The sequence below is a fragment of the Lichenifustis flavocetrariae genome (assembly GCF_026130545.1).
GTDB lineage: Bacteria > Pseudomonadota > Alphaproteobacteria > Rhizobiales > Beijerinckiaceae > Lichenihabitans > Lichenihabitans flavocetrariae.
In genome coordinates this window covers 30056-42322 of record NZ_JAMOIM010000020.1, presented here as the reverse complement: position 1 = coordinate 42322, position 12267 = coordinate 30056, and the positions used below count along the sequence as shown (strand labels likewise).

Genomic DNA, 12267 nt, shown 5'->3' with positions numbered 1-12267 from the left:
ACTCACCCGGGGCCGCGCTTGTCCAAGACACGCGCGAGCCGCCCACGCTCAAAGGCCACGACCGCAACAATGCCCAGGATCAGCGGCAGGAGGAGGTAGAGCAGCCGGAAGACCAGAAGGGCCGCCAACACGTCGGCCGGTGGGACATCAGGCAGGCCTGAGACGAAGACGAATTCGAGAACGCCGAGCCCGCCCGGTGCATGGCTGAGCATCGCGGCCGTGAACGAGGCCAGGAACACGCCGAGCACGACCAGAAAACCGGGATTGAACTCCGGCGGCAGCGCGACGTAGATGATACCCGCCGCGCCGAGGAGCTCCAACGGGCCTGCGATCAGCTGCCGGGCCGCGATTCCCGGCCGCGGATAGATGAGCCTGATGCCTCGGAAGACGAACGGCTTCAGGTGCAAGGCCGAGCCGATCACATAAAGCACCACGAGGCCGAGCAGCAGGCCCCCCAATTCGCGCACCACCATGGGCGGGATTGCGAAGAGCCTCTCCAGAATGCCCGGCTCGAAGAGGCAAACGATGCCCCCAAGCAGCACGTTGCCAAGCGTGAACGTGAAGGAGCAAAAGGCGACCAGAATGCCGATGTCGGTCAGGGTCAGACCCTTGGTCGAATAGGCGCGATATCGCACCATCGCACCCGAGAACATCGACATGCCGATGTTGTGCGACAAGGCGTAAGTCGTGAACGAAACGGCCGAGATGAAGCCCCAGGACAGCTTGAAGCCGAGATGCAACAGGGCGATGCGGTCGTACCAAGCGAGTGCGCCATAGGCCAGCACCGTACACGCGAAGGCGAGGCCCCAGCGCACGGCCGGGATGGCGGCGATCGCAGCCTTGACCTCTGCCCAGGACAGGTTGTGGATTTCGCGAAAGAGAAGCCAGCCGGACAGAAGAACCGCCGCGATTCCAATCACCGGCCAGAGATAATCGAGAATCCGAATCTGGCCGGTCGCGGGCGTGAGGACCACTTGAGGTGCTTTGGTGGGCGGAAAACCGGACAATCAAACCTCAAGTCCAGGTCGAAACGGAAGACGCCACCATGCCTTAGCGGCTTGGCATTAAAATGGCTTGACGACCGCGAGGATCACAATGCCGATCAAAAGCACGGTCGGCGCCTCGTTGAGAACCCGGTAGAACCCCGGTGACCGCGTGTTGGCGTCATTGGCGAACCGTCGCGTGGAAGCCGACAAGAACCCATGAACGCCGCTCATCAGGATCACGAGCAGCAGTTTGACGTGCAGCCAACCGGCCGTCTTGATGTAGCCCGACGAGATCGCCAACCATAGGCCGGTGATCCAGACCGCGATCATGGCCGGATTCATGATGGCCTTCAGAAGCCGGCGCTCCATGACCTTGAAGGTTTCGCTTTGCGGCGTCCCGGCGCCCACCTGCGCATGGTAGACGAACAGGCGGGGCAGATACAGCATCGCGGCCATCCAGGCGATGATCGCGAGCACATGCAGGGACAGCAACCACGGGTAATAATCCAAGCTGCTGCTCCAGCTGCATCGACAGACCGCTAAGCGAGTAGCGGTTCACGCCCGTCCGCGCAACCTGCCGAGCATCTGCTCGACATGCGCCACCGGCGTTTCGGGTAGAATGCCGTGTCCGAGATTGAACACATGGGGTCGTCCGGAGAGGGCGTCGCAGATATCGTCGACAGCCTGATCGAGAGCGGCCCCGCCCGCCATCAGCACCAGCGGATCGAGGTTGCCTTGGACGGGAAGACCCGCCGGCAGCATGCGGTGCGCCCACGCCGGATCGACCGCTGTATCGAGCCCGATCGCCGAGACGCCGCTCGATGCGGCCGTCAGGATCTGACCTCCCGAGGCGCGGGGAAAGCCGATGATGCGCGCTTCGGGCCGGGTTTTTCGCAAGCCGCGGACGATCGCCTCTAGCGGTGCCTGGCACCAGCGCAGATAGGCAGGCTGCGGCAGAACGCCGGCCCAGGAATCGAAGATCTGCACCGCATCGACCCCCGCAGCGAATTGGGTGTCGAGGTAAAGGATCGACGCCTCGACGAGCCGGTCGATCAGACGGCTGAACAGGTCCGGATCGCGGTAAGCGAGAAGACGCGCCGGCGCCTGATCGGGTGTTCCGCGTCCCGCCACCATGTAGCTCGCCACCGTCCAGGGTGCGCCACAGAAACCGATCAGCGCTGTCTCGGCTGGCAACTTGGCCTTGATGCCGGCAATGGCCTCGAACACCGGGGCCAAGCGGTCGAGATCGAGACTGTCGCGCAACAGCCCGAAGGCTTCCGGGGTCGCGACCGGGTCGAGCCTCGGGCCATGACCGGTTTCGAACGACACGGTCTGCCCGAGCGCATCGGGCACGACCAGGATATCGCTGAACAAGATCGCGGCATCGAATGCGAAGCGCCGGATCGGCTGCAGGGTCGCTTCGATCGCAAGCCGCGGCGTGTAGCAGAAATCGAGGAAACTCGGGGCTGTCGCCCTAATCTCACGATATTCCGCAAGATAGCGCCCGGCCTGGCGCATGAGCCACACGGGCGGGGGTCCGTCGATCCGATGGCCGTCGATGGTGCGGAGGAAGGGCTTGTCCACCATCAGGAGAGAACGGCGTGCCGTTCGTAAATAAATAAGAAAGATTCTTTAAGACTCATTTCTGTTTCTTCTCTTAGGCGGTGGGAATCGGGTCCGCTTCGTTCATCACACACTATCCCGTCTTAACCAATCGTTCAGAGGTATAACTAAAATCTTAACGACGGGGTGCGAGAAAGACGATTCCCGTCAATGATTCAGGCGGGAATACGGCGCACGGTGGATCGCCCCTGAGTCGATCATCCCCGATTCCCGCGATTCCCACAGGATTGGTGCTGGTCTCAGGCGACGAGGCCAGCCATGTTGACGGCGGCTGGGGATAAACCCGTGGGCTGGGCAACAAACCGTCACGCCCTCGGCTCTGGCGTCGTTTGTCCACAGCCGAGATCCCAAGTCGTGGGATAAGCATCGGCGTCAGGGCGTAAGCGTCGGAAACCGGAGACGAATCGTGGGCCGGCAATATTTTCATCTCCATCTTGTCTCGGACTCGACCGGGGAAACGTTGATCGCGGTCAGCCGCGCCGTGGCGGCGCAATACCAGGAGGTCTCGTCGATCGAGCATGTCTACCCGCTGGTGCGCTCCCGGGCGCAGCTGGAGCGTGCGATATCCGAGATCGAAGCCGCACCTGGCATCGTGCTCTTCACATTGGTCGAACCCGAGTTGACCGAGCGTCTCGAACAGGCCTGCCGGGAGATCGGATCGCCCTGTCTCTCAGTTCTGCAGCCGATCCTCGGCCTGTTCCAGGCCTATCTCGGGACGCCCTCGACGCCGCGTCCCGGCGCGCAGCACGTGCTGAACGCCGATTATTTCAAACGGATCGACGCGCTGAACTTCACCATGCTGCATGATGACGGTCAGGAAGGTGAAAGCTACGAGAAGGCCGACGTTCTGCTGCTCGGCGTAAGCCGCACCTCGAAGACGCCGACCAGCATCTACCTCGCCAACCGGGGCATCAAGACCGCCAACATCCCGCTCGTGCCGCAGGTGCCGCTGCCGCCGCGGGTGTTCGAGCTGAAGCAGCCATTGATCGTCGGGTTGATCGCCTCCCCTGAGCGCATCGTGCAGATCCGGCAGAACCGGCTGCTTACCCTCAACGCCGACCACGATACGCCCTATGTCGACAAGGCTGCCGTGGCCGAGGAGGTGGCCCATTCCCGCCGCCTGTTCGCGCTGAACCAGTGGCCCTATATCGACGTGACGCGCCGATCGATCGAGGAAACGGCGGCTGCCATCATCGACCTCTATAAGATGCACCGCATGCAATTTATCACTCAGGCGTGAGCGGTCCGATGTCGTCCCGCTTTTGGCTCGCCGACGCACCACTTGTTCTCGCCTCCGGCAGCGCCACGCGGCGCGTCCTTCTCGAAGGAGCGGGGCTCCCCGTCACCGTGCGGCCGGCCGATCTCGACGAACGCGCGATCGAGGCGCCGCTCCGCGCGGCCCGGGAAGCCCCGTCGGTCGTCGCGGCGCATCTCGCCCGGGCGAAAGCCATGACTGTGGCGAAGAGCCACCCCGGCCAACTGGTGCTGGGCGCCGATCAGGTGTTGGCGCTTGGCGAGGATCTGTTCGCGAAACCCACATCGAGCGAGGCCGCTCGCGCGCATCTTGTGCGTCTGTCAGGCAAGACCCACACGCTGTCTTCGGCCGTTTGCCTCGTCCGCGACGACGCCGTGCTGTTCGACACCGTCGCGGAAGCGCGTCTCACCATGCGGTCGCTGAGCGAACCCTTTCTCGACGCCTACTTGGCCGCCGAGGGGTCGGCGGTTTGCGCGAGCGTGGGGGCCTATCGGCTCGAAGGGCTCGGCATCCAGCTGTTCACCCGGATCGAGGGCGACCATGCGACGGTCCTGGGCCTGCCGCTGCTCGACCTTCTGCCTGCCCTGAGGCAACTTGGTTACCTTCTCGGCTGAGAGAGCCCAGGTTGGTGCATCTTTGCGCGCTGCGACGGATTGCCGATCCACCTCGCAGGAGTTATGTTTAAACCGTTCGACAAGTGACATGGGAGAGCGTTCGGGCCGTAAGGTCCGGGCCGCCGACGGAGCAAAGCCCCGCCAAACTCTCAGGCAAAAGGACCGTGTCACCGAACACTCTGGAGAGTGGCGTCTCAAGCGCCCACCGAAGGGGAAACGTTGATCTTGTGATCGGCGTGAATCTCTCAGGTTCCATGACAGAGGGGGCTCGAAGCTGGAGGAGCATTGCTCGTCCGGTCGGGCCAACTGTCTGGAGACCGTTTTAATGTCACACATTGCCGTTATCGGCGCCGGGATCACCGGCATAACCACTGCCTATGCGCTGACGGAACGAGGCTTTGCCGTGACGATCTTCGATCGTCAGCGCTACGCCGGGATGGAGACGTCCTTCGCCAACGGCGGCCAATTGTCGGCCAGCAACGCGGAAGTCTGGAACTCCTGGGGCACGATCCTCAAGGGGCTCAAGTGGATGCTGAAAAGCGACGCGCCGCTTCTGCTCAACCCGCGTCCGAGCTGGCACAAATATTCATGGCTGGCCGAATTCCTGGGTCAGATCCCGAACTATCGCGCCAATACGGTCGAGACGACGCGGCTGGCTATCGCGGCCCGCAAGGTGCTGGGGGCTTGGGCGCAACGAGAGCGCATCGCCTTCGACCTCGAACAGCGCGGCATCCTGCATATCTACCGCGACAAGGCGGGGTTCGATCATGCCGAGGCCGTCAACGCGCTTCTGACGGAAGGCGGGCTCGACCGCCGCGCCGTGACGCCTGACGAGATGCGGACCATCGAGCCGGCGCTGCATGGCGACTATTATGGTGGATTCTTCACGCCGTCCGATGCCACCGGCGATATCCACAAGTTCACGCGGGGTCTGGCGCTCGCGTGCCAGCGGCGCGGCGTCACCTTCGTGCAGGAAGCACTTGTGACCGATGTCGCAACCGCGGCGTCCGGGATCGACGTGTCCTGGATGCCCCAAGCTGAAACCGGTGACGAAAATGCCTCGCCGAAGCAGGAGCGGGCTCATTTCGACGGCGTGGTGATCTGTGCGGGCCTGTCGAGCCGCCATTTCGCGCAAGGGCTTGGCGATCGCGTCAATATCTATCCCGTGAAGGGCTATTCGATCACGGTTCACCTCGACGACGCTGAGAGTCAGGCGGCGGCACCCTGGGTCAGCCTGCTCGACGACCAGACCAAGATCGTGTCGAGCCGGTTCGGAGTGAGCCGGTTCCGGGTCGCCGGAACGGCGGAGTTCAACGGCGAGAACCGCGATATCCGGTTCGATCGCATCCAACCGCTCACGGCCTGGGTGCGGCACCTGTTTCCGGGCGTCGACACGAGCAAGATTGTCCCCTGGGCAGGTCTGCGGCCGATGCTTCCCAGCATGCTCCCGCGCGTCGGCGCCGGCAGCCGGCCGGGTGTGTTCTACAATACCGGCCATGGGCACCTGGGCTGGACCTTGTCGGCCGCGACGGCCGATCTCGTGGCGGAGGCCGTTGCGGCCAAGATGCCGGTCGCTGAATTGCGGAAGGCGGCTTGAGCGGACACGGCACACGTGGAAGCCGGTCAGAAGGTCGGCTTCTGGATCATGAGGTGGAAGATCACGAGCACCGACCCAAATGCCGGCACTCCGAGGACAAACCACCAGCGGAACAGCCGGTCGTAGGCCGCCGGCAGAGGCTGGGATGTCGCGGCGGCCTGGGCGGCCAGGTCGCGCAGTTTGATCTGGATCCAGACGACGGGCAGCCAGCACAGGCCGGTAAGCCCGTAAAGGAGGATCGCGCCCAGCAGCCAGCGATCATGCAGGCCATAGCCGGCCGAGACAGCCAAGACCGTGCCGGTGAGGGGCTGGAGCAGGACCGCAGGCGTCGTGAATATCCAATCGGCCTTCACGACATTCCGGGTCACGAGAGCCAGCCCCCGAACGTCCCGGCTGCGGTGAGCTGCCCACATCTGAAAAGCAGTTCCGATCCCGGTGCCGAAGATGACCGTCGCACCGAGGATGTGGGCATATTTGATCCAGAGATATTCATCCATGATCGGATCTCCGTGAGATCTGGGCCAGGAGAAGGGTGGCGACGAAGAGGGGGATATTCTTCAGGAGTCGCCCAAGGGGATCGCCCCAGAGCCCGGGGAGCAATGCCGTGGCGATGGCCGTATAGAGCAATATCGTCGCGGCTTGAGCGATCGTGGCCATTCCGCGGAAAGGTTTGAGGAGGGCGGCTGCGCCGAGGAGCACATCCCACATGGCCCCACCAAGCGTGACGCCGAGGGCGATGCGTCCGTCGATACCAGCCTCGCGCAGAAGCGATGTTCCATCCTGGAGGTTGACGACCGACACCAGTCCAGTGCCCACCCAGAGCAGCGCGAGGGACTGTCGCAAGCAGTGCGGCCAAGGCCCAAGCCGCGCCGCCATATGGTCGGCGCGCGATGCCGGATACCGCTTGAGCCCGTCCATCACGGTGCGGGGGCGAACGGCAGTGAGGCGGCCAAGCGCGTCCGGATCGCCATGGGCCCCTGCGACCAGCATCGTGATCGCGTCACGGTCAAGCAGCGACAGATGGAGGGTCGTTCCGACGGTCGCGGCGGCGACGATCAGGCCGGTCGGTATACGAACCGCACAGCGGGCGCGCAGGCCCAGCCAAGAGCCGAGGGCATCCACGTAGGCGTTGATGTCAAGGGATCGGGGTCCGACGGCGTCGATCGCGTCCGGCAGCGGCTGGCTGCTCTCAAGGAGATCCGCGATAGCCCCTGCCACATCGTCGACCAGGATGGGCCGGAGCGGTCCGCTATCCAGACGAAGCCTGATCGGTAGGGCCGCGACCGCCGCTAGAAACTGCATGCTGCGCCCGCCAGGGCCATAGACGAGCGATGGACGCAGGATCGTCCAGCCGGGAGGCTTCTTCGCCAGGATGGCGGCTTCTCCTTCTGCCTTGCTACGCAGAAACCGTGTCGGCGCGTGACTTGATGCGCCGACGGCCGACACAAGGACGAGGCGCGGGAGACCACGCAACCGTGCCGCCTTGGCGATGCGCCGCGGCAGATCGCGGTGCGCCTCGATCATTCCCGGTCCATTGAGCGACCCTGTCGCGATGACAAGCCCATCGAGACCGTCCAACAGCGCGATCCAGTTGGTGTCGTGGCGGATGACCGCCACATCTCCATGGACGGGAAGGAGGTCCAGTTGCATCAGGTCCCGTCCGAAGGCACGGACGTGATGGCCACGACCGACGAGTTCGGCGACCGTATGCCGGCCGATGAATCCCGTAGCGCCGACAATGCCGATCCGCATCACGCGCCCTCGCCTGTGCTCGGCTCGGTCAGGGTTTTGCGTCTCGTCTTGGCATCGAACAGCAGGTTGCTGGGCTTCCAGAGCGTGAAGCCGAAGACCGCGAGGGCCATCATCAGGGCTAGAATGGACCAAGAGTGCAACGCGCGACAAAGAGGGGATCACCCCATTGGACCGCCTCAGAACTTGTCGCGAAGCTCACCGCCAGCATCGGCGACAGCACGAGCATGATGACTGTGTAGAGGGTCCAGGACCGTCCTCGATCTGCGGTGCCGCAGAGGTCGACGACGACGCGAAACAGCGGCTTGCGCAGAATGGCGAACACGAGTGCCGCGCCACTGCCCGACGCCGCGAGAATGAGAGGAAACTGCATGTTCATTTGCTGTTTTCCTTATATTCTGTAATTACAGAAATCTATGATCGAAGTGGAGACGCGTGTTTTTGCTCAGTGTCGGATGAGCGCAGTTATTTTACCGCCCAGTTTCATAATGCCTGTCAGAGCCGCGCGCGGCAGGCGCTTCACCTGATCGTACCAACCGGTCAGACCGTCGAGGAACTCCAGCATGGTCGCGAGCCGTTCGCGCACAACAGGATCGGTCCCAGCATTCCCGTCGGCCTCCTTGACGCAATCCCGCAGCATGGTGAGTGCGGGGTCGATCTCCCGCCGCTTCCGCTCCTCAGCAATCCGAAGCATGATGTTCCAGGGATCTGTTTCGGCCTTGAAATGGTCCCGTCGGTCGCCGAGGAGGTGGACGACATCGATCAACTGATAGGCCTGCAATTCCTTCAGGCTGTTCGAGACGTTGGAGCGGGCGATCGACAGCGCGTCCGCGATTTCTTCCGCCGGCAGGGGTCGCGCGCTGAGATAAAGCAGAGCGTGGATCTGCGCGACAGACCGGTTGACCCCCCAGCGCGAACCCATCTCTCCCCAGTGAAGGACAAATTTCTCCATGATCGGGGTGATATGCACCGATTTCTCCTATTTCTGTTTTTACATAAATAACGGAACGAGCCGCGAGTCAAGCGTCTCGTTTCCTGCGCTGTCGCAGGAGCTGGATTGATGCGTTGCGCGTCGGTTGCTACCTTTCGGGCTCGCCTCTTGCCATGGTGGTATCGGATGACCCTCTCCTGCCTTTGCGGCCAAGTCCATGTCAGGGTGGAAAGACAGCCGGAGTTCGTCAATGAATGTAACTGCACGTTGTGCAGTAAAACGGGCGCTCGCTGGGGATATTTCACCCCTTCGGAAGTAAGCATCGACGGATCAACGAGAGGCTATTGCCGAGCCGATAAGGAAGACCCGAATGCGGAAGTCCATTTCTGCGCCGAGTGCGGTGTGACGACCCATTTCGTCCTGACCAAAGGTGCAGTGTCAAAATTTGGAAACACGCTCATGGGCGTGAACATGTGGCTGGCGGATGAGCGCGACCTGAGGGGCGTCGAAGTGCGGTATCCCGACGGACGGACTTGGCCCGGCATCGGGGGCTTCGGTTATCTGCGGGCGCCCCGGGTCATCGGCTAAGCGTCACGCGTTGCCCTGGTCTTCCGCGTCTCATTCAACCGTTCCAATACCCGGTGAAGCACCTCGGCGGGCTTCAAATCACTGAGATCGGACACTGCGATCGCGTCGAACTGCTCCCGGTGAATGCTCGCCTGTTCGGGCCGGAAGTGCGGGCCGAACAGCGCCAGGCCGGCCGCGCCGCTATGCGCCGCAAGATGGCTCGGGCCGGTGTCGTTGCCGACCACGAAGGCGCTGCGGCGGAAGACGCCCGCCAGTTCGAACCAGCTGAGCCGCCCGTGCTCCCGCGTCAGGTCGATGGCCGGGATCGTCTTCGCCAGGCCGGCCTCGTCGGGTCCCGGCGCGATCACCACTCTATAGCCGTGGTCGCGGAGTGCCGCCGCCAAGGCCGGATAATAGGGCCAGCGTTTGCCCGGATGCTTGGCCGATGCGCCGGGGATCAATGTGATGAAGGGACCCTCGACCCCGGCCTCCGTCAGCAGGGACGATACGTCATCCGCCATCCAGGACACGTCGGGCCGCTCCGTGTGGCGGACCGGCACGCCGGCCTTCCGGAGCTGGATCGTGAAACGTTCGAGCGAGGGGAGCTCTGGCGGGATGAGCCGGAACAGCCAGTCGCGGCGCTGTGGCTCGCCCGACCAGGGCAGGCCCCTAAAAATCCAGTCGCGGTAGGCCCCGGTCCGGGCGGAATTCTGGAGATCGTAGATCCGATCGACGGCCTCGGCGCGGAGCCGCGCGCGCAGCACCGCCATTCGGTCGAGGCGCCAACGCGATTCGCGCCGGTCGATCAGAACGCGGTCGACCCAGGGGCAGCGCTCAAAGATCGACCGGTAGGCCGGCGTCGTCAGCGCGACGATTTCGGCTCCGGGATGATGATCGCGAATGTCGTGCAGCGCGCCTTCGCTCTGGATCAGGTCACCGAAGGCGCCATGCTTGATGACGAGAATGCGCTCGGGGTGGGACAGGCGGACAGACATGGAACCATGATCGCGCCCGCCTCCTGGCGGGCATCGACCTTCTGATGTCAGGGTGCGCGTTTCGCTGTCAAGTCGAGGTCGACGTTCACGTCGAACCCTACATATTGATCGCTCGACCAATTGCCCTGGCCGACCCCAAAGGCGGTGCGCACGAGGTTGACCTTGCCGGTCGCATGAGCGGTGTCGCCATTGACCTTGAGCGTGAACGGAAGGGTCACGTCCTTGCTGATTCCGCGCAGCGTGAGCTTGCCGGGGGCCTCGAAAGCATCGCCGCCCTTGGGCTTGAACCCGGTCGCTTCGAACGTCGCCTTCGGGGCATGCGCCACGTCGAACCAGTCCTCGCCCGGGAGGGCTTCGTCACGCTGCTGGTCGCCGGTGCCGGCGCTCGCCATGTCGACGCTCACGAGCACATGAGCGGCTTCGGGCTTCGCCGGGTCGAAGTCGATCGTCGCGGTCCAGGTCTTGAAACTGCCCGAAAAGGGCTCGCCGGTCTGCGTGCCCGAGAAGCCGAGCTTGCTCTTCGCGGGATCAACGGTCCAGCTGGCAGCCCATGCCGGCCCGGCGACCAGTGCAAGGGCTGTCGCGAGACAAAGGATCTTGGTCATTCAGCGGCACTTTCGACGGTCGCGCGGGTCTGTCCCGGCAGCATGCGCCGCAGGGTGTCGTCGCGCAGGATGAGATGATGGCGCAACGCCGCCAACACATGGACCGCCACGATGGCGATCAGCAGGTAGGCGCCGTAGGCGTGGACGAATTTGACCCACGGCTCCCAAGACATTTTTTCGGCCCGGGGCAGGCTCGAAAGGAAGCTCAGGTGCGGCCAGGGAACGAGGCCATAGAGCACCGTCGGAAGGTTGAAGGCCGAAATGGAGACGAGCGCCCAGCCGACGAGCGGCAAGCCGATCATCAGCATGTAGAGCACCACATGGGCCGCATGGGCGCCGGCTTTCTCGATAACCGGCATGCCGGCGGGAAGTGGCGGTGGACGATGCGTCACCCGCCACAAGAGCCGCAGCACGGCCAGGATCAGGATGGTGATCCCCACCGATTTGTGCAGCTGGAACAGCTTGAACTGCGTCGCTGGCGCGAGTTTGACGTGCGCCATGACGAGACCCATGATGACGATCCCGGCCAGCGCCAGCGCCAGCAGCCAATGAAAGGCCTGAGCGACCGCCGTATAGCGCTGGACTGAAGGAGACCGGACCGTCATCGGGAACTCCCTCGGTTCAGCCTTGCTTCTCGAAGGCGCCGCTGATGATGAGGTTCACCTCGTCGCCGATGAGTGGCACATAGGTCTTCACACCGAAATCCGAGCGCTTGATCTTGCCCGAGACCTCGAAACCCGTGGTGTACTTCTTGTCGAGCGGGTTGATACCGGCGCCGTTGAACTTGACATTCAAAGTCACGGGCTTGGTGATGCCGTGGATGGTCAGGTCGCCGGTGACATGGGCCGTCTCGGCGCCGATCTTGGTGACCTTGGTCGACTTGAACGTGATGGCCGGGAACTTGCCGGCATCGAGCCAGGCTTCGCTCTTCAATTCGCCCGTGAGCTTGTCGCTGGGGGTGGAGATGCTGGTCGCATCGACGGAGACGTCGAGTTTGCTGGCATCGGGCTTGGCAGGGTCGAGGACTAGCGACCCGGTGGCCTTGGTGAACTCGCCATAATAGGACGAGAAGCCCATGTGATCGACGCTGAACAGAACGCGCGTGTGATAGGGCTCGACGTTATAGGAGCCGGCCTCGACCTTGGAGGCGTCCTTCACGACGTCTGCGAAAACCGGGGTTGCGACAAGGATGATGGCGGCGGCGGTTGTGAGAAGCTTGGACACGGGAGACCCTCTTTCTTGATGAACGGATGGGCCAGTCGGCCCAGTCGCGTTCGACCTAGCCAAGTTCATCTCATCGAATAAGGGCGATAATGTCGCAAAGAACCATCTAATATTTCGATGT

15 protein-coding genes, 1 pseudogene and 1 riboswitch are annotated in these 12267 nt (G+C 63.2%); of the genes and pseudogenes, 5 read left to right on the top strand and 11 right to left on the bottom strand.

Annotated features, from left to right (window positions below; genetic code table 11):
- Nucleotides 1-2 precede the first annotated feature (2 nt).
- The 3 genes from M8523_RS23800 to hemE all read right to left on the bottom strand — a co-directional run bounded on the left by M8523_RS23800 (nucleotide 3) and on the right by hemE (nucleotide 2573).
- A complete protein-coding gene (locus M8523_RS23800; protein ID WP_282587453.1) occupies nucleotides 3-947 on the bottom strand; it encodes a lysylphosphatidylglycerol synthase transmembrane domain-containing protein in 945 nt (314 codons plus the stop codon).
- A gap of 117 nt (nucleotides 948-1064) precedes the next feature.
- Nucleotides 1065-1496 carry a protoporphyrinogen oxidase HemJ gene (gene hemJ, locus M8523_RS23795; protein WP_428351161.1) on the bottom strand — a complete coding sequence of 144 codons (432 nt, stop codon included), beginning with the start codon at nucleotides 1494-1496 and terminating at the stop codon, nucleotides 1065-1067.
- 45 nt (nucleotides 1497-1541) lie between these two features.
- On the bottom strand, nucleotides 1542-2573 hold the full coding sequence (gene hemE, locus M8523_RS23790; RefSeq protein ID WP_282587397.1) for a uroporphyrinogen decarboxylase: 1032 nt from the start codon (nucleotides 2571-2573) through the stop codon (nucleotides 1542-1544).
- A gap of 442 nt (nucleotides 2574-3015) precedes the next feature.
- Between hemE and M8523_RS23785 the strand changes: the two genes are divergently transcribed.
- The 3 genes from M8523_RS23785 (at nucleotide 3016) to M8523_RS23775 (ending at nucleotide 6075) form a co-directional block, all read left to right on the top strand.
- Entirely contained in the window at nucleotides 3016-3849 is an 834-nt protein-coding gene (locus M8523_RS23785; RefSeq protein ID WP_282587396.1) for a pyruvate, water dikinase regulatory protein, read from the top strand.
- Nucleotides 3850-3857: 8 nt separating this feature from the next.
- Entirely contained in the window at nucleotides 3858-4478 is a 621-nt protein-coding gene (locus M8523_RS23780; RefSeq protein WP_282587395.1) for a Maf family protein, read from the top strand.
- 169 nt (nucleotides 4479-4647) lie between these two features.
- Nucleotides 4648-4749, top strand: a riboswitch (glycine riboswitch).
- Nucleotides 4750-4803: 54 nt separating this feature from the next.
- Nucleotides 4804-6075 (top strand): D-amino acid dehydrogenase, encoded by a 1272-nt coding sequence (locus tag M8523_RS23775; protein WP_282587394.1) that lies wholly within the window; start codon nucleotides 4804-4806, stop codon nucleotides 6073-6075.
- Nucleotides 6076-6101: 26 nt separating this feature from the next.
- On the opposite strand, the gene M8523_RS23770 is transcribed toward M8523_RS23775, so the two are convergent.
- The 4 genes from M8523_RS23770 to M8523_RS23755 form a co-directional block, all read right to left on the bottom strand.
- The gene (locus M8523_RS23770) at nucleotides 6102-6572 is read right to left on the bottom strand and encodes a DUF2269 family protein (RefSeq protein WP_282587393.1); all 471 of its coding nucleotides are present in this window, start codon (nucleotides 6570-6572) and stop codon (nucleotides 6102-6104) included.
- Nucleotides 6565-7827, bottom strand: coding sequence for an SDR family oxidoreductase (locus M8523_RS23765; protein WP_282587392.1), 1263 nt, complete (start codon nucleotides 7825-7827; stop codon nucleotides 6565-6567). Before M8523_RS23765 ends, M8523_RS23770 begins: the two co-directional genes overlap by 8 nt.
- 118 nt (nucleotides 7828-7945) lie before the next feature.
- Entirely contained in the window at nucleotides 7946-8203 is a 258-nt protein-coding gene (locus M8523_RS23760; RefSeq protein WP_282587391.1) for a hypothetical protein, read from the bottom strand.
- 66 nt (nucleotides 8204-8269) lie between these two features.
- The gene (locus tag M8523_RS23755; protein WP_282587451.1) at nucleotides 8270-8776 is read right to left on the bottom strand and encodes a GbsR/MarR family transcriptional regulator; all 507 of its coding nucleotides are present in this window, start codon (nucleotides 8774-8776) and stop codon (nucleotides 8270-8272) included.
- Between the two features lie 108 nt (nucleotides 8777-8884).
- On the opposite strand from M8523_RS23755, the pseudogene M8523_RS37085 reads away from it, so the two are divergent.
- Nucleotides 8885-9154: pseudogene (locus tag M8523_RS37085) on the top strand (GFA family protein); the annotation flags it as partial.
- Nucleotides 9155-9157: 3 nt separating this feature from the next.
- The gene (locus M8523_RS23750; RefSeq protein ID WP_282587390.1) at nucleotides 9158-9343 is read left to right on the top strand and encodes a hypothetical protein; all 186 of its coding nucleotides are present in this window, start codon (nucleotides 9158-9160) and stop codon (nucleotides 9341-9343) included.
- Here M8523_RS23750 and M8523_RS23745 read toward each other — a convergent pair.
- Genes M8523_RS23745 through M8523_RS23730 form a run of 4 tightly spaced genes read right to left on the bottom strand, consistent with a single transcriptional unit; the run spans nucleotide 9340 to nucleotide 12146 of the window.
- Nucleotides 9340-10317 (bottom strand): glycosyltransferase family 9 protein, encoded by a 978-nt coding sequence (locus tag M8523_RS23745; RefSeq protein WP_282587389.1) that lies wholly within the window; start codon nucleotides 10315-10317, stop codon nucleotides 9340-9342. The genes M8523_RS23750 and M8523_RS23745 overlap by 4 nt on opposite strands.
- A gap of 47 nt (nucleotides 10318-10364) precedes the next feature.
- Entirely contained in the window at nucleotides 10365-10922 is a 558-nt protein-coding gene (locus M8523_RS23740) for a YceI family protein (protein ID WP_282587388.1), read from the bottom strand.
- Nucleotides 10919-11527, bottom strand: coding sequence for a cytochrome b (locus tag M8523_RS23735; protein ID WP_282587387.1), 609 nt, complete (start codon nucleotides 11525-11527; stop codon nucleotides 10919-10921). The genes M8523_RS23740 and M8523_RS23735 overlap by 4 nt, the downstream gene beginning before the upstream one ends.
- Before the next feature lie 16 nt (nucleotides 11528-11543).
- Complete coding sequence (locus tag M8523_RS23730; protein ID WP_282587386.1) at nucleotides 11544-12146, bottom strand: YceI family protein; 603 nt, start codon at nucleotides 12144-12146, stop codon at nucleotides 11544-11546.
- Nucleotides 12147-12267 lie beyond the last annotated feature (121 nt).

Excerpts from the sequence above, each read along its gene's own strand:
- M8523_RS23740 (WP_282587388.1), bottom strand. The coding sequence starts at position 10,922 with ATGACCAAGATCCTTTGTCTCGCGACAGCCCTTGCACTGGTCGCCGGG.
- M8523_RS23735 (WP_282587387.1), bottom strand. The coding sequence starts at position 11,527 with ATGACGGTCCGGTCTCCTTCAGTCCAGCGCTATACGGCGGTCGCTCAG.
- M8523_RS23760 (WP_282587391.1), bottom strand. The coding sequence starts at position 8,203 with ATGAACATGCAGTTTCCTCTCATTCTCGCGGCGTCGGGCAGTGGCGCG.
- M8523_RS23745 (WP_282587389.1), bottom strand. The coding sequence starts at position 10,317 with ATGTCTGTCCGCCTGTCCCACCCCGAGCGCATTCTCGTCATCAAGCAT.
- M8523_RS23780 (WP_282587395.1), top strand. The coding sequence starts at position 3,858 with ATGTCGTCCCGCTTTTGGCTCGCCGACGCACCACTTGTTCTCGCCTCC.
- M8523_RS23770 (WP_282587393.1), bottom strand. The coding sequence starts at position 6,572 with ATGGATGAATATCTCTGGATCAAATATGCCCACATCCTCGGTGCGACG.
- hemE (WP_282587397.1), bottom strand. The coding sequence starts at position 2,573 with ATGGTGGACAAGCCCTTCCTCCGCACCATCGACGGCCATCGGATCGAC.
- M8523_RS23775 (WP_282587394.1), top strand. The coding sequence starts at position 4,804 with ATGTCACACATTGCCGTTATCGGCGCCGGGATCACCGGCATAACCACT.
- M8523_RS23755 (WP_282587451.1), bottom strand. The coding sequence starts at position 8,776 with ATGGAGAAATTTGTCCTTCACTGGGGAGAGATGGGTTCGCGCTGGGGG.
- M8523_RS23765 (WP_282587392.1), bottom strand. The coding sequence starts at position 7,827 with ATGCGGATCGGCATTGTCGGCGCTACGGGATTCATCGGCCGGCATACG.